Raw genomic sequence first — 16,282 nt, 5'->3', positions numbered from 1 at the left:
TTCTGTAATTTGTAAAATACATGTAAAAATATGGTGAATTAACAATTTGTTTATAATTTATTTATAATTCAAGTTATAAACACACTTGAATTTTTCAAAAAATAATATTATAATAAGTTTGAAAATAAATAAAAAGATATATAGCCCCCTTTTTATTTATTAACAGCCCAACCCCAAGGGCTGTTATGCACTTTATTGCATGTCGAATTTTGTTGTAAACATAGTTTGTCATCGGAAAATCCTCTGGGAGAGACCAGAGGATTTTTTTTTTATTGTCATTTTTTATTAAAGATAAAAATAAATTTTAAAATTACTATCTATTAACTAATATTTAATGGTAAAATCATGTATAATTAACAATAATTACAGTGAAATGTTATATAATTGATATATAGATACTTTAGGTGATTAAATAATAAATTAGCTTATTTACAAAATGACTTAAGGAGATTTTATTTTATAGGGTTTAGCATTAAAGAATTCTACTGTGAACTCTATATTAAGAATAAAAATATCGACCTAAAATCACTGCTATAAATAGAATAAGTTTGTTTATTATAGAAGAACGTGAATAGTTGTAATGTATAAGTGAAAAAATATGTATATTATAGATTTGAAAGGAGCATTAAAATGAACATTAGAGAAGTCTTAATTAATTTTATGAAAGAGCAAGCATATAAGCCAATGAATATACAAGAACTTGCGAAAATTTTTAGTATAAATAAAAAAGAAATGAAAGAGTTCGGTAAACTTTTAGATGGTATGGAGGCAGATGGACAGATAATTAAGAATAGAGCTGAATACTACGGGATTCCTGAAAGAATGGGAATGCTCACTGGAACCTTCCAAGGACATCAAAGGGGTTTTGGGTTTGTTATTGCGGATGAAGAAAGACCAGATATCTTTATACCAGCTAACAATGTAAATGGTGCTATGCATAATGATAGAGTTTTAGTAAAAATATTGAGAGAACAAGATAGAGGAAGAAAGTGTGAAGGAGAAATAGCGAAGGTTATTGAAAGAAAAAATACAAAGCTTGTGGGAATTTATGAAGATAGTAAAAACTTTGGCTTTGTTGTTCCAGATAACCAAAAAGTAGCACAAGATATATTTATTTCTAAGACTGACAGAAATGGAGCTCAAAGTGGCCAAATTGTTGTGGTAGAAATCACTCGTTGGCCAGAACAAAGAAGAAATCCTGAAGGAAAAATAATTGAGATTTTAGGAAATAAGGGTGATAAAGGTATTGATATCTTAACCATCATTAGAAAACATAACCTACCAGAGGAGTTTCCACCAGAGGTTGAAGCTTTTGCAGAAAAAATACCAGAGGAGATTCCAGAGGCTGAATATAAAAGAAGAAAAGATTTAAGAGATTTAAAAATGGTAACGATAGATGGGGAAGATGCAAAAGATTTGGATGATGCTGTTTCTGTGGAGAAATTGGCTAATGGCAATTATAAGCTAGGTGTTCATATAGCTGACGTTTCTCACTATGTTAGAGAACATAATACACTAGATAAGGAAGCTTTTAGAAGAGGAACTTCTGTATATCTTATAGATAGAGTTATTCCAATGCTTCCTAAAAAACTCTCAAATGGAGTGTGTAGCTTAAACCCTAAAGTGGATAGATTAGCTTTAAGTTGTTTTATGGAAATAGACAATACGGGTAAGGTTTTAGATCATGAAGTTTTTGAAAGTATTATTAAAACAAAGGAAAGAATGACATATACTGATGTTACTAAAATCTTAAGAGATAATGATGAAGAATTGATAAAAAGATATGATTATTTATATGAAGATTTTAAAAATATGGAAAAATTATATGAAATTCTTAATAAGAAAAGATTTGCTAGAGGTGCAATAGATTTTGATTTCGAAGAGTGTAAGATAATCTTAAATGAGCATGGAAAGCCAATTGACGTTAAGCCATATGAAAGAGCAGTTTCTAATAGAATCATAGAAGAATTCATGCTTATTGCCAACGAAACTATAGCAGAACACTTCTTCTGGATGAATGCACCATTTGTATATAGAGTTCACGAAGACCCAGATGAAGAAAAATTAATGCATTTTAACGAATTCGTTCATAATCTAGGATACATTGTGAAATGGAATAATGATGTTCATCCTAGAATGTTACAAGAAATCTTGGAAAAAGTAAAAGGTAAAAGAGAAGAAAATGTGGTTAGCACTTTGCTATTACGTTCAATGATGAAAGCTAAATATTCACCAGAATGTGTAGGGCACTTTGGTCTTGCTGCAAAATATTATTGTCACTTCACATCACCAATCAGAAGATATCCAGACCTAGTAATTCACAGAATCATAAAAGAAATAATTAATGGTGGTCTTGGAGAAGGTAGAGAGAAGAAACTTAGAAAGTTCGTGGATGAAGCTTCTAAGCAATCTTCAGATACAGAAAGAATGGCAGTGGAAGCTGAACGTGAAGTAGATGATTTAAAGAAAGCAGAATACATGTCAGAAAGAATTGGAGAAGAATTCGATGGAATTATATCTTCAGTTACAAATTTTGGTATGTTCGTAGAGCTTCCTAACACTATAGAAGGACTTGTTCACATAAGTGCATTAGATGATGATTACTATATATTTGATGATAAACACATGGCTTTAATTGGAGAAAGAACTAAGAATATGTACAGACTTGGAGATTCAGTTAAGGTAGTTTGCTCTAAAGTAGATATTGCAGCACATGAAGTTTACTTCGATATAGTTAAAGAGAGTGGGGAATCTCCAGAAGAAGAACTTGCCTTAGAAAAATATCCAGTAATATCATTATCCGAATTTGTTGAGGATGATGAAGATGATATTGAGTCTAATAAACATTATGAAGATGACGATAATGGTAAAAATACCACTGTAATTATACAAAGGAGTAGCATCGATAACTTAGATGAGTAAAGGTAGGGAGCTGTTTATATACAGCTCCTTTTTATAGAAATTTAAGTCATAGTATTATGCGAAATATTATTATTGATAATGTTGTCTATAATAGTAGTAATAAAATAAAAATTCCATTGTGAAGTTTGTAGGAATAGGATTTTAAAATCTAGATAAAATTTTGGAAGAAAATTCTTAGAATTTGGAGTTATAACAGATTTAAAATCACCATATTACACTAACAGTGGGTTACGGAAAGATGAAAATAGAGGAATAAAATGATAAAAATATTGGTCTCGGTCCAGAATAAAAGAACATAAAGATAAAAGAATATAACAATAAAAAAACATAACAATATATAGTATTTATGCGGGATTCAGGGACTTTCCTTAATTTTTCTAATGAATAACTTCAGTATTATAGTAATTCATTAAAAGTAAATGATTTACAAATTCATGGAAATATAGTATATTTTAAATTAACTTATATAGTAAAAGTAGGTGAAAAAATGGCTAAGAAATTAGGAACTAAGACCTTAGTTGAAAATAGAAAAGCTAGACATGATTATTTCATAGAAGAAGCCTTAGAAGCAGGAATTGAACTAGTGGGTACAGAAGTTAAGTCTATAAGAGCAGGAAAAGCAAACCTTAGAGATTGTTATGCTGATATAGTAAATGGAGAAGTTTTCGTTAAAAATATGCATATAAGTCCTTATGAACAAGGAAACATTTTTAATAGAGATCCACTTAGAGAACGTAAATTACTTCTTCATAGAATGCAAATAAATCAACTTTTAGGATATACAACTCAAAAGGGGTATACTCTAATACCATTATCTCTATATCTTAAGGATGGAAGAATAAAAGTTGCTCTTGGAATATGTAAAGGTAAAAAAGACTATGATAAGAGAGATGCAATGTTAGAAAAAGCTGCTAAAAGAGATATTGATAGAGAAATGAAGGAAAAGTATAGATAATACCAAGGTTATTTCCAACATATGTAATGATTGTACCTTGATATTATTGTAGCTTTAGTGTAATATATATTTTGTAGTCACCGATTAGTAATAAGCTCTGGTGGTTACAAAATATATTAAAGTTGCATAATGTATTAAATAGTTGCATAAAATACTTATGCGTTATATAATATAGTGACTTTAAACTTTTAAAACTTAATAATTAGATGTAAAGTTAACAAAATTACTTTTTAGGAAACTATATTTAAAGTTTTCTAAAACAATATTTAGGTTACTGAACATGGGAAATGCGTTTAATAACACTTAACATGGGGGCGTACTGGTTTCGACGGGGGTACGTGGCACCTAGGAAGCGAGTGGAGGGAACTCATGGGCCCGCCTTAAAAAACTATGGGAATAAAGATAAACGCAGAAGATAATTTCGCGTTAGCTGCTTAGTTCAGCTCGTTCTACCTTTGAGTCCCACGACTTAGGATAGGGCGTCATTTAGTGGGGAACCGAGTCTAGGAAAGCTTTGACTTAGAAACGGAATTAATGAAGCTACTGAAGTGAAAAGCCTGTTTATCGGCGTTTCATAGAGGGAATGTAAAAAGATGAACTGCACTCGGAGATGCCTAGTTGTGATGGCTTTCGGACAGGGGTTCGATTCCCCTCGCCTCCACCATAAAAACCTCAGCAGAAATGCTGAGGTTTTTTCCTATGAATTCATAAATTCTTTATAAAACAATTGTTTTGATAATGATTGTTCTTCAAAATATTTTTAGAAAGTAAAACTTAGAGAATGTAAAGGCGAAATTAGAGCTCACATAGATTGGAAAAAGTTTAAAGAATGAAGGTAAGAAGGAAAAGGTCATTAAAGCAACCATAAAAAAGGTTTGGACAATGAGACAAAAAGTGAAAAAACTGGATTCCGTACTTAGGGAAATCCAGTTAAAGAATTTTATCTTTTCTTTGTGAACTACACAGGGCAGTTCATTATAAGGGAATTTTGTATTTTGGGAAAGATGTAGTAAAAATATTACACCTTACGCTTTAATTGCGAAGCGTAATTTAGCAGAACGGGCACGACTGTTCACATGACATTCTTCTGCTGATGGACGAATAGCCTCAGGCGCTATTTCAGAATAAATGCCTTCACGAAAAAAGTGTTGAAAAGATTTTTTCACGCGACGGTCTTCTCCTGAATGAAATGTAAGTATGGCAACACGGCCACCCTTAGCAAGGACATCAGGAAGTTTTTCTAAAAACTCATCTAGCACTTCAAACTCTTTATTCACATTAATTCGCAATGCTTGAAAGGTTCGCTGACAGGATTTTTTAATATCATTCTCTTTGATTCTTGGAACATATTTCAGAGCATCTTTGATAATGTTTCGGAGTTGTGTTGTTGTGGTTATATCAATTCCTTTTTTTATGCTGGAAAGAATAGCACGAGCGATTACTGCGGCATGTGGCTCGTCAGCATTTTCTATCAACATATCTTCTATTTCAAATAGGGTCATTTCTTTTAAAAGATCTGCTGCAGAGATACCCATTTTTGGATTAAGTCTTAAGTCCAATGGACCTTCAGCCTTAAAGGTAAATCCTCTATCAGGATTGTCTATTTGCATAGAAGAAACACCTAAATCTGCCAATACAAAGTTAAATGGCTCAGATTTAGAGGTGACTTTATCTATTTCTGAAAAGTTCATTTGCTTAATCTCTAAAATTTCGGAACCATAACCCAAACGTTCTAAACGGTCTCTAGTGCGTGGTAATTCAATAGGATCTACATCAATTGCATACAAGCGACCCTTTGAATCTAAACATTTAAGCATCTCTAAAGTATGCCCACCATAACCTAGTGTTGCATCTAAACCGGTTTGGCCAGGTGCAATTTGTAGGAATTCTAATATTTCTTTTACGCAAATTGAAATATGCATACCAGCAGGAGTATTACCCTTTTGAATAATCTTTGTAATATCATCAGCATATTTCTCCGGATTCAGCTCTTTGTATTTTTCTTTAAAATTCTTAGGGTGAGTGCCTTTATATCGAGTACGTCGCTGATGTTTGGGCTCTTTCTCATCCAATGTGTTTTCTAGGCTCATTCTCTTCCCTCATTCTTATAATATATTTTGTATTTTTATTGCAAATTAATAATAGCAGATACAATTTGTTAAAGCAATATCAACAGTTTACCTTCTAAATTTTCGGCTAAATAATCATATTGTATACTTCATTGAGTTGTATTAAAAGTATTGTTTTTAGCGGTTAAATTCTATGCAGAAATATAGAGATTTTACCTCGTTCTTACAAGCTTTATATAGAACATTGACGATAAATGATATCATTTGCAACTATTCTACGTCCTAAGCTGAGGGAAATAAATATTTCCATTTTCATTGCAATCTTCACTATTTCCGATATATGATTATAGATGTGGCATAAGTGAATAAAATATCTTCTGGGGGAATGTATAGTGAAGATTCAATTATTTAAGAATGTAAAAAAGGAAATCTTAGTTTATTATTTAATATTAGCACTCACCGCTCTTGGACTTGGACTCAGTGACGGTGTGTTTTCAAACTACTTCAAAGAAGCATATAATGTAAATGCCTTTCAAAGAGGGTTAATTGAATTTCCAAGAGAACTGCCTGGAATTCTTTCAATTGTGGTTATTTCATTACTTTCCTTTCTCGGAGATGTACGTATTGCAATAATTGCACAGCTTTTAAGCACCATAGGACTTGTATTCCTGGGATTTTTAACCCCTCCCTTTGCAATAATGTGTATATTTCTTTTCATAAATTCTATGGGAATGCATTTATTCTTTCCACTGTCGGACGGCATAGGTATGTCTCTCATAAAAGATGAAGAAGTAGGAAAAACAATGGGACAGTACAAAGGGGTGAGCACAGCCTTTAGCATGATTGCAAGTGTTATGGTATTTGTTGGATTTAGGACCGGATTTTTTAGTTTGACTGCGCCCGTAAAGATTCCCTTCATTATTGCAGCAGTGATTTTTGTAGCGGTGTTTATATTATTTCTTTATATGAACAGGATTGTAAAAGTTCCAATCAAAGCAGATAGAAAGCTAAAGCTTATATTTCGCAAGGAATACAAATACTATTATATTCTATCAATAATGACTGGTGTGCAAAAACAGATTATGGCAGTTTATGGCCCGTGGGTGCTTATTGATCTTTTAAGTAAGAGAGCTGATACTATTGCAATTCTTGGAATAATCGGCTCCTTTATAGGAATATTTTTTATTCCTGCACTTGGAAGATGGCTAGACAGATACGGTATCAGAAAGATGCTTTATGTAGATGCCATTTCCTTTATAGTGGTATATATTGCTTATGGCTTTTTAGCCTCAGGCTTTTCATCAGGAAATCTTGTCAAAGTGGGGATACCTGTTGTTTTGACCTTTGTACTGATTATACTGGATCGTATGTCCATGCAGATGAGTATGATAAAAACAATTTATCTTCGATCCATATCAGTTCACAAGTCTGAAATCATTCCAACTTTGTCCCTTGGTATGAGTATGGACCATATTGTAGCAATAGTATGCGCATATATAGGAGGAATAATCTGGACTAGCTTTGGACCACAGTATATATTCTTCTTTGCAGCGGCAGCTTCTGTAGTTAACCTCGTTGTGGCAAAGCTGGTAGTAATAAATGAAGAAACAGGTTCAAAGCCAGAGATAAAAGTACAGGCCTAGATAGATAAGCAGGTATAAAGTCAGGGCTGACTCTAACCCTTCAAATCTTGTTTCTTTCTATTCATACAAGAATAACATCATCTAACCCTAAGACTAATATTAGCCAATTAAAATAAGTTAGTTGATATTATTCCTAGGTCTCAGTATCTAGTTTCTACTATCTAATATTAAAATCTCTGATAGCGTTGTTACAGTGAGATGTACCATAAAAAACAAAGATTTTTGATGAATTGTAATTTAATATGTTTTGGCCCTAATAAAAACCCTCAATAAAACATTGAGGTTTTTTTGATGTATTTGTAAGTTTGTTATAGAACAGAGTTTTGGAATACATGCTATATAATACCCTTGGGCTTCTTTGACAACATCATCTTTCAGAGTAAATTATTATTTATTGCAGTCCCAAGATAGTGTCACTTATTTATTAGAAGTTTAGGTTAGTGCTAAATTTACCCTTGTTTTGGATAATATTAGTAAAGAATTCATGAACCCTCCACTATACCACCAAGGTATTATTTATATACTATAATAAAAAATGCAATTTGAAGAAATAAAAAAGGGAGGTGCGAAATGAGAACATATAGCACTTCTGAAATATATAATTAAGGAGGGATTTTTATGAATGAAGAAAAACAAGATTGGAAGAAAGTTTTTGCATTGATTTATACGGGACAAGCATTTTCTATTATTGGTTCAGGTGCAGTACAATTTTCTATTATCTGGTGGCTTACCATAAAAACTAGCTCAGCAATTACACTGACTAATGCATCAATTATTGGTTTCTTGCCTCAAGCACTCATAGGGCCATTTGCTGGTGTATGGGTTGACAGATATAATAGAAAAAAAGTAATGATTTTGGCAGATGGATTAGTTGCAGTTTCTAGTGCAGCCCTTGGAATAGCATTCCTTCTTGGAGAACCATCTATTATTTTCATATATGTCATATTATTTATGCGGGCATTGGGAAGTACTTTTCATAGTCCAGCATTACAAGCTACAATTCCAACACTTGTGCCAAGAGAAGAGCTAGTGAAAGCTGGTGGCTTAGGGCAGATGATTAATGCAGGCACCAGTATGGCTGGACCAGTTATAGGAGCAACATTAATGTCAGTTTTTAATATTCAAAGCATTATGCTTGTAGATATTTTTGGAGCAGTGTTAGCAATTATTACACTTTTATTTGTAAGTATACCAGATATTAAAAGAAATGAAGTTAAGTTACATTTCATAGATGATATGAAGCAAGGAATAATAGCAATTAGAAACAATAAACCATTGATGGTGCTTATTTTACCTGTAATTTTGGCTACAATAGTATATATGCCTCTAAGTTCCTTGTTTCCATTACTAATAAGGGTTCATTTTCAGGGAACTGCATGGCACAATGGCGTGAGTCAACTTTCCTTTTCGGCAGGCTTATTACTATCCTCATTCATTATTGGTATTTCCGGTGGAATTAAAAAACAATTTTTAATGATATCGCTATCATTAATGGCACTAGGGATTTTTTCAGGAGTAGGGGGAGCTTTACCCTCAAATCTCTTCATTGGATTTGCAGGGGTTTCATTTCTAATGGGGTTTATAGGAACGTTTTTTTCAATTCCATATATGGCGTACATACAAAAGTCTATAGAAGCAGAAAAGCTCGGGAAAGTGATGTCTCTAATGATGAGTATAATGAGCCTCACTACACCACTTGGACTTGCAATATCTGGACCGGTTTCAGATATAATCGGGGTTAATGCATGGTTTATTATATCTGGAATTATTATGTTCTTGGTTGGAATTCTATGCTATTTTATGACACGTAAATATGAATAAGTTTTAAAATATAATTGACATAAATTACAACTTTATGATTTAATAGGCTTCCAAGTTGTAAATTCAGGATAAAGCACTAATCATTAAGGGAACAAATTTAGAGACATTTAGAAGTTAATTTGCAACTTAGATTTTGAAGAAATAGGTAATATGTAAATTGTGAAAGCATAAAAGGTTACCTTAATTTAACTGAATTTATGTATTTAACAACACTTAAAATTCAAGCTTATTTATCTAATAATAATCAACAATAAGTAATTATTAATAATAAGGAGGAATTACATGAAGGATGAATTTATAACCCTAAAAGGCTTAAGAGAGAACAACCTAAAAAATATTTCATTGAATGTACCTAAAAGACAAATCACTATATTTACTGGAGTTTCAGGTTCAGGGAAGTCATCTATTGTTTTTGACACAATAGGAACAGAGGCTAAACGTCAACTAAATGAGACTTTTAGTGCTTTTATTAGAAATTTTCTCCCTAAATATGGTGAAGTAAAAGCAGATCATATAGGGAATTTATCAACACCAATAATCATTGATCAAAAAAGAATTGGTTCAAATTCTCGGTCAACTCTTGGAACCATTACAGATATTAATCCATTCATTAGAATGTTATTTTCAAGAATAGGGGTGCCACATATAGGTCAAAGGAATAAATTTTCTTTTAATGATGTAAGTGGAATGTGTCCTGAGTGTGAAGGCCTTGGGAAGAAACTAACTGTAGATTTAGATAAAATTCTAGATAAAAATAAGTCAATAAATGAAGGGGCTATATTGCTTTCTGGTTTTGGTATTGGTACTTGGCCCTGGAAAATCTTTGCTGAATCTGGATTTTTTGATAATGATAAAAAGATATGTGATTATTCAAAAGATGAATTAGATAAATTTTTATATGGAGAGCCTGAAAAAATAAAAGTAAGTGACGTTGGAACAATGAACATAACTTATGAAGGACTCATTATAAAGTTCAATAGATTGTATCTAAAGAGTGATAAAGAAATGTCTGAAGCTTCAAAGAAAAAGCTTAGTAATTTGATGATTGAAGGAGAATGCGCTCTCTGCAAAGGGAAAAGGCTTAATCAAGAAGCTTTAAGTGTTTTAATTAATGGATACAATATTTCAGATTTTACGTCAATGCAACTTGATGAGCTCATTAAAGTTATAGACCAAATCAAATTGCCAGAAGTGAGAACGGTAATTGAAAGTATAAAAGAGAAGCTTAATAACATCATAGATATTGGACTAGGATATTTAACACTGGATAGAGAAACCTCAACTCTTTCAGGTGGTGAGTCCCAGCGTATAAAGATGGTTAAGCATTTAAATAGTAATCTTATAGATTTAATGTACATATTTGATGAGCCAAGCATCGGGCTTCATCCAAGAGACGTTCATAGATTAAATGAGTTATTACAAAAGCTCAGAGATAAAGGAAACACTGTAATTGTGGTTGAACATGATCCTGATGTTATTAAAATTGCTGATTATGTTGTGGATGTTGGACCATATGCAGGTACCAAAGGTGGGAATATAGTATTTGAAGGAAGTTATGATGAATTACTAACTTCTGGCACACTTACAGGTAATGCACTAAGGAAGAGCCTTTTAATAAAGAAATATACAAGAGAACATAAGGGATATTTAGAAGTTAATAATTGTACTTCAAACAATTTGAAAAATATATCAGTTAAGATTCCAAAAGGTGTTTTAACTGTGGTAACTGGTGTTGCAGGTTCAGGTAAGAGTACCCTTATGAAGCATGAGTTTTTAAAACAAAATAAGGATGCAGTTTTAATTGACCAAAGTGCGGTTTCTGCAAATTCTAGATCCAATTTAGCCACTTATGGTGGAATAATGGACAACATAAGAAAGGTCTTTGCAAAAACTAATAATGTGGATGCATCACTGTTTAGTTATAATTCAGCAGGTGCTTGTGAAAATTGTAATGGCCTTGGAGTTATCGAAACCAATCTTGCATTTATGGAGAATACCAAGAATACCTGTGAAGTTTGCGAAGGTAAAAGATTTAAAAAAGAAGTGTTAGAATACAAGTTCCAAGAGAAATCTATAATAGAGGTTCTTGACATGACTGTTTCAGAAGCTTTAGAATTTTTCAAAGAAAAACCAATAAAAGCAAAGCTGAAGTCAATAGAAGAAATGGGCATTGGATATTTAACTTTAGGGCAAACCCTTGATACCTTATCCGGGGGAGAATGTCAAAGGTTAAAACTTGCCAATGAAATACATAAAAGTAGTTCAATATATGTGATGGATGAACCATCCACTGGACTACACATGTCTGATATTGAGAATTTCATAGGTATAGTAAATAATATTGTAGATAATGGAAATACAGTTATTATAATTGAACACAATATAGACATTATCAAAAATGCAGATTGGATTATAGACCTTGGCCCAGAGGGTGGCGTAAAAGGTGGAGAAATAATTTTCCAGGGAACCCCCTTAGAATTAAGCGAATGTAAAGAATCACTCACAGCTAAATATATATAGTTTGAATCTACTATCCAAAATCTAAAAAGGCTAGACTGAATTAGTAGATAATATATGATAATTAGCTTTTATAATAAAAGGGGTTATCTCACGATTCATGTATGAATATTGTGAGATAACCCTTTTTATGAATTTTATTAGCCATAACAAATACCATCACATGGCTTAAACTAATCTAAGAGAAATTTGTAAACTTAGTAGGCAAAGTAGCAGTTTAGTGAATTAATTATAAGGTTAAAAGGTATTATAAATAGTAGCGCTATCATGTTATTAATGAATCACAGCAATTAAATATTTACTAATTTAATAAGTAAAACTAAATAAGGAATTAGAGAAAAGGAGTTAGAATCACTCAGTAGTAGTAGAATCTAACTCTATTTTATTTACCAAAATACAATTTATTAAATGTTATTAACACCAAAGAAGATTTATACTTTTAAAATCAATCTGTAAAATAATTTGGAAAAAATTAATTATGTATCAATAACTATGTTGATGCTTAAAATAAATTTAACATTAGAAAATTTTAATTATGGAAAGGTGTTAAAAGTCATTTTAATAGTGGAGGTATAAGTTTATGAAAAATGAAAACTTAAGAAAAGTATTGGGGTTAAGCCTAACACTTTCCCTAATAGTTGCTTTATTCATTACATCGATAAATATGAGGAAGGAGGAAATGGTTGCAGAAAGGAAATCTCCTAGTGAAATTAATTTATCCTCTGTACATATTCTAGGGAACATGATTAATAAGAGAGATGAAGTTCAATGTGCTGCAATGAAAGATGACATAGGGAGGCCACAAGTGCAGGTTTCAGTAGATTTAGAAGTTGTAGAAAGAGAACAAAGCAGTGTGGATGAAGGACATTCACCATGGAAATTAGACCCTGCTTTTGTGGCTCAAGTATTTGTAAGTTTAAAAATTTTCCCTCAAGGCATCCAAGGGGATTATCCTATCAAATATGAAGAGTTTAAGGTAGTACAAAACACTGGAAAGGATGCAGTAGTAGAAGTAAGTGCAAAGGATACACCTATAAAAGCAGTTTATCTAAAACGACTTATAAAACAAGATAACACAGGAATATGGACTGTGGTGGGATATAACCCATCTAACTAAAAATTCAAAATCATTACAGTAATAAAGGTTTTTTGTAGCATAAAGGTTTACATGATATATAAAAAAGTATGTGAACCTTTATGTTTAATTATAATTTTAAGTGGACAAGCATTAATAAGATGAATATAAGATAGTTACAACGGATTAAATAATGAACAAATTCCTTTTAGAAGAGGTTTTGTCTCAGTGTGTACTTGAAAGAAAGTTTGTGAATACAAATGAACTAAAATTATATAAAAATGAAAGTGTAAGAGTGCAGTGCATTCTTTAAATAAAATCAGATATTAAAAAATATTTTATTTTTAAAAGATAACCAGAACAAAAACTAAAAAGTTTTCGTCTAATAAGTAGAGTGATAAAAATAAGTGAAAAATATAAGGTTGAATCATAAAACTATTAGAAAGGAAGAGTGATTATGAAGGACATTATTACGTTTATATTGATATCCACATTAATAATTCCAAGTTTTAAGAGCTTGATGTTTTTAGCTATAGGGGAAACCTATGATGAAGCTATAACATTACATGAAAGAGGAATAATAAGCTTTGTATTCACAAGAATTAAACTTCTAATGGACAAAGTATTTAAAAGAAAGTACTTAGAAATATAGTGAATTTAACTTATCCAAGGTATGTAAGTAAATCCTAAAATACTCATAAAGAAATATAGGTAGGTAGCATACCGATATAATTTAAAGCTTATGGGATTAAATGTTCATAAGGAGGTGTCTCATGAATCCTCTTTTTGCACCAAAGGAGATCAGAGAGGTTGAAGGGCTAGATATTCACAGAGAGATAGAAAGATTGATGAATTTATATGGGAATGATGTATTAAAGACTGCTTACCTATATTTGAAAGATAAGCAAAGAGCAGAAGATGCCTTTCAAGAAGTTTTTATAAAAGTATATAAAAAGTATCCTAGTTTTAAAGGTGAAAGTAGTGAAAAAACCTGGATTATTAGTATAACTATTAATGTCTGTAAGGATTTTCTAAGAAATTCATGGTTTAAAAGGGTGTTTGTAACAGATAAAGTTATTAATGTAGATAAGTATGAAAAGGATACAGATGAAACTGTTATTAAACTAGTAGAAAATAAAATATTGTTTGATACAGTGATAACACTACAGCCTAATTTAAAAGATGTAGTGTTACTTTATTATTATCAGGAATTTAGTACTAAAGAAATAAGTAAAGTTTTAGGTGTGGCTGAAGGTACTGTGAGAAGCAGACTTCATAGAGCAAGAGAAATCCTTAAAAACAAACTGGATGGGAGGATTGATTATTTTGGATAACCAAAAAAACTTTAAAAGCTTAGCAGATGATATTATGAAAGATATAAAAGTAAGTGAAGAGTTAAAAGAAAGAACACTGATAAAGTGTAGAGAAAGTAAAAGCAAGAGATTTATTAAAACTCCATTAGTTCCTGCAACCTGCTTTGGTGTGGTTTTATTATTGATTTTCATATGGGGACGTTCAGTTAAACCATGGAATACTAATGATGAAATCGGTAAAAATAACATTGAAAATGCAAATGTGATGCTAGCACCGGATAATTCTACAACTGAGGCACATGAGGGTGGCGAAGAAATAATACTTCCTGGGCCTATAGTTTCAAGTGATATTAAAACATTGGATGAGGCAAAAAAATATTTAGAGGTTAATGTGTTAGAACCTGCATACTTACCAAATGGATTCAAGCTTAAGGAAATTCATGGGGTTAGTAATAATGACACAGAAACAAGGAATCTATGGATAGAGTATTTTGCACAGGATAAAATATTAGTAATAAGTGTTGAAGGAAATACTATGTGGAAGAGTACTGAAGAATATAGAATCGTAGATATTAATGGAATAAAAGGATATATTAAATCCTTCAGAAATAATTTAAATGAAAGTGCTGAATTAAGGTGGTTTATAGGCGAAAGGTTATATACAATTGAGGGAACTATTTCTGAAGAAGAGGCAATTAAAGTCGCAAGAAGCTTAAAATAAGTAAAGATATCATTAAATTTAAGGAATAAACCGTGGAAGGGAATAATATATCAAATAATAAAACAGAGCAAAAAATGTCAGGAATTTTAACTTTAATCCCTTTATAATTAAGTTATGTAGCTTTAATGAAATGGAGGTTTACTATGAATAATAATGAAACAATTGAAAAATCTATAGAGTTTATTGAAAATAACTTAATAGAAAGAATATCTCTTGAGGATTTAGCTAAGCGAACTTTTCTTTCTAAGTATCATTATCATAGAGTCTTTCATGAATTAGTGGGTGAAACAGTAATGGAGTATGTTAGAAAGAGAAGGCTAACAGAAGCTGCTAAAGAGTTAGTTGAAACCAATGCAAAGATAGTTGATGTTGCATTAAAATATCAGTTTAGCTCTCAGGAAGCTTTTTCAAGAGCCTTTAAAAGAATGTTTAAGGTTTCTCCAGGAGAATTTAGGAAAGCCAAGGTTAACGTTTTATTGTATAGAAGAGCAGAGTTATACTATAAAAACACTACTATACAACCAAGGGTAAGTCCAATTTGTAAGGCTGCATAATATGTTTAAAATTTGAAAGGGGAAATTTAAATGAGTTATGTACCTACGGTTATAGAGCAAACAGGCAGAGGCGAACGAGTTTATGATATCTACTCAAGGCTTTTAAAGGATAGGATTATAGTTCTTAGTGATCAAGTTAATGACACTACAGCTAGCATTATTATAGCTCAAATGCTGTTTTTAGAAGCTGAAGATCCAGATAGAGATATAATATTTTATATAAATAGCCCTGGAGGGGTAATCACTGCAGGGCTTGCTATTTATGATACTATGCAATACATTAAACCAGATGTGTCTACTATATGTTTGGGAATGGCCGCTAGTATGGGATCCTTTTTATTAGCTGGTGGAGCTAAGGGAAAAAGATTTGCTTTACCAAATAGTGAAATTATGATTCATCAGCCATCTGTATCAGGAGGATTAAGCGGGCAAGCCACCGATATAAAGATATATGCTGAAAGAATGTTAAAGACAAAAGAGAGACTTGTAGAAATATATAGTGAAAAAACAGGTCAATCTGTAGAAAAACTAACATATGATATGGAAAGAGATAATTTTATGACATCAACTGAGGCCAAAGAGTATGGACTTATTGATGGTATACTATCAAGACCATTAAGATAATAAATAGATAAATTATTCCATATGAATAGGTTCATTTTGTTAAAGGATATTGGACTGAGGTTAAACTC

General features: G+C 31.6%; 12 protein-coding genes and 1 other RNA gene. 12 read left to right on the top strand and 1 reads right to left on the bottom strand.

Features of this window, described 5'->3' with window-relative positions:
• Positions 1-630: 630 nt before the first annotated feature.
• From rnr to ssrA, 3 genes are all read left to right on the top strand, one after another.
• Complete coding sequence (rnr, locus tag RR409_RS00400; RefSeq protein WP_332555732.1) at positions 631-2,922, top strand: ribonuclease R; 2,292 nt, start codon at positions 631-633, stop codon at positions 2,920-2,922.
• Between the two features lie 487 nt (positions 2,923-3,409).
• Positions 3,410-3,877, top strand: a complete 468-nt coding sequence (gene smpB / locus RR409_RS00395) for an SsrA-binding protein SmpB (RefSeq protein ID WP_332555731.1) — start codon at positions 3,410-3,412, stop codon at positions 3,875-3,877.
• A gap of 310 nt (positions 3,878-4,187) precedes the next feature.
• Positions 4,188-4,541, top strand: a transfer-messenger RNA (tmRNA) gene (ssrA, locus tag RR409_RS00390).
• Between the two features lie 361 nt (positions 4,542-4,902).
• Here ssrA and rsmH read toward each other — a convergent pair.
• Positions 4,903-5,967, bottom strand: coding sequence for a 16S rRNA (cytosine(1402)-N(4))-methyltransferase RsmH (gene rsmH / locus RR409_RS00385; protein ID WP_332555730.1), 1,065 nt, complete (start codon positions 5,965-5,967; stop codon positions 4,903-4,905).
• Positions 5,968-6,338: 371 nt separating this feature from the next.
• On the opposite strand from rsmH, the gene RR409_RS00380 reads away from it, so the two are divergent.
• The 9 genes from RR409_RS00380 (at position 6,339) to clpP (ending at position 16,214) form a co-directional block, all read left to right on the top strand.
• The gene (locus tag RR409_RS00380) at positions 6,339-7,589 is read left to right on the top strand and encodes an MFS transporter (RefSeq protein WP_332555729.1); all 1,251 of its coding nucleotides are present in this window, start codon (positions 6,339-6,341) and stop codon (positions 7,587-7,589) included.
• Positions 7,590-8,207: 618 nt separating this feature from the next.
• A complete protein-coding gene (locus tag RR409_RS00375; RefSeq protein WP_332555728.1) occupies positions 8,208-9,410 on the top strand; it encodes an MFS transporter in 1,203 nt (400 codons plus the stop codon).
• 282 nt (positions 9,411-9,692) lie between these two features.
• On the top strand, positions 9,693-11,930 hold the full coding sequence (locus tag RR409_RS00370) for an excinuclease ABC subunit UvrA (protein WP_332555727.1): 2,238 nt from the start codon (positions 9,693-9,695) through the stop codon (positions 11,928-11,930).
• 577 nt (positions 11,931-12,507) lie between these two features.
• Positions 12,508-13,044 carry a hypothetical protein gene (locus RR409_RS00365; protein ID WP_332555726.1) on the top strand — a complete coding sequence of 179 codons (537 nt, stop codon included), beginning with the start codon at positions 12,508-12,510 and terminating at the stop codon, positions 13,042-13,044.
• A gap of 415 nt (positions 13,045-13,459) precedes the next feature.
• A complete protein-coding gene (locus RR409_RS00360; protein WP_332555725.1) occupies positions 13,460-13,654 on the top strand; it encodes a hypothetical protein in 195 nt (64 codons plus the stop codon).
• A 121-nt stretch (positions 13,655-13,775) separates the two neighbouring features.
• Positions 13,776-14,336: a sigma-70 family RNA polymerase sigma factor gene (locus tag RR409_RS00355; RefSeq protein WP_332555724.1), complete on the top strand. Its 561-nt coding sequence runs from the start codon at positions 13,776-13,778 to the stop codon at positions 14,334-14,336.
• Positions 14,329-15,036 carry a DUF4367 domain-containing protein gene (locus tag RR409_RS00350; RefSeq protein ID WP_332555723.1) on the top strand — a complete coding sequence of 236 codons (708 nt, stop codon included), beginning with the start codon at positions 14,329-14,331 and terminating at the stop codon, positions 15,034-15,036. Before RR409_RS00355 ends, RR409_RS00350 begins: the two co-directional genes overlap by 8 nt.
• 143 nt (positions 15,037-15,179) lie before the next feature.
• Complete coding sequence (locus tag RR409_RS00345; protein ID WP_332555722.1) at positions 15,180-15,590, top strand: helix-turn-helix transcriptional regulator; 411 nt, start codon at positions 15,180-15,182, stop codon at positions 15,588-15,590.
• 30 nt (positions 15,591-15,620) lie between these two features.
• Positions 15,621-16,214, top strand: coding sequence for an ATP-dependent Clp endopeptidase proteolytic subunit ClpP (gene clpP, locus RR409_RS00340; RefSeq protein WP_332555721.1), 594 nt, complete (start codon positions 15,621-15,623; stop codon positions 16,212-16,214).
• Positions 16,215-16,282 lie beyond the last annotated feature (68 nt).

The sequence above is a fragment of the Clostridium sp. genome (genome assembly GCF_036642255.1).
Taxonomy (GTDB): Bacteria; Bacillota; Clostridia; order Clostridiales; family Clostridiaceae; genus Clostridium_J.
Note: the sequence above shows the minus strand (reverse complement) of the source record. Positions and strands in the feature narration are given on the sequence as shown.

What these genes read in the sequence shown, in the direction of transcription:
- rnr (WP_332555732.1), top strand. Translation starts at nt 631, where the DNA reads ATGAACATTAGAGAAGTCTTAATTAATTTTATGAAAGAGCAAGCATAT.
- smpB (WP_332555731.1), top strand. Translation starts at nt 3,410, where the DNA reads ATGGCTAAGAAATTAGGAACTAAGACCTTAGTTGAAAATAGAAAAGCT.
- rsmH (WP_332555730.1), bottom strand. Translation starts at nt 5,967, where the DNA reads ATGAGCCTAGAAAACACATTGGATGAGAAAGAGCCCAAACATCAGCGA.
- RR409_RS00375 (WP_332555728.1), top strand. Translation starts at nt 8,208, where the DNA reads ATGAATGAAGAAAAACAAGATTGGAAGAAAGTTTTTGCATTGATTTAT.
- RR409_RS00370 (WP_332555727.1), top strand. Translation starts at nt 9,693, where the DNA reads ATGAAGGATGAATTTATAACCCTAAAAGGCTTAAGAGAGAACAACCTA.
- RR409_RS00365 (WP_332555726.1), top strand. Translation starts at nt 12,508, where the DNA reads ATGAAAAATGAAAACTTAAGAAAAGTATTGGGGTTAAGCCTAACACTT.
- RR409_RS00360 (WP_332555725.1), top strand. Translation starts at nt 13,460, where the DNA reads ATGAAGGACATTATTACGTTTATATTGATATCCACATTAATAATTCCA.
- RR409_RS00355 (WP_332555724.1), top strand. Translation starts at nt 13,776, where the DNA reads ATGAATCCTCTTTTTGCACCAAAGGAGATCAGAGAGGTTGAAGGGCTA.
- RR409_RS00345 (WP_332555722.1), top strand. Translation starts at nt 15,180, where the DNA reads ATGAATAATAATGAAACAATTGAAAAATCTATAGAGTTTATTGAAAAT.
- clpP (WP_332555721.1), top strand. Translation starts at nt 15,621, where the DNA reads ATGAGTTATGTACCTACGGTTATAGAGCAAACAGGCAGAGGCGAACGA.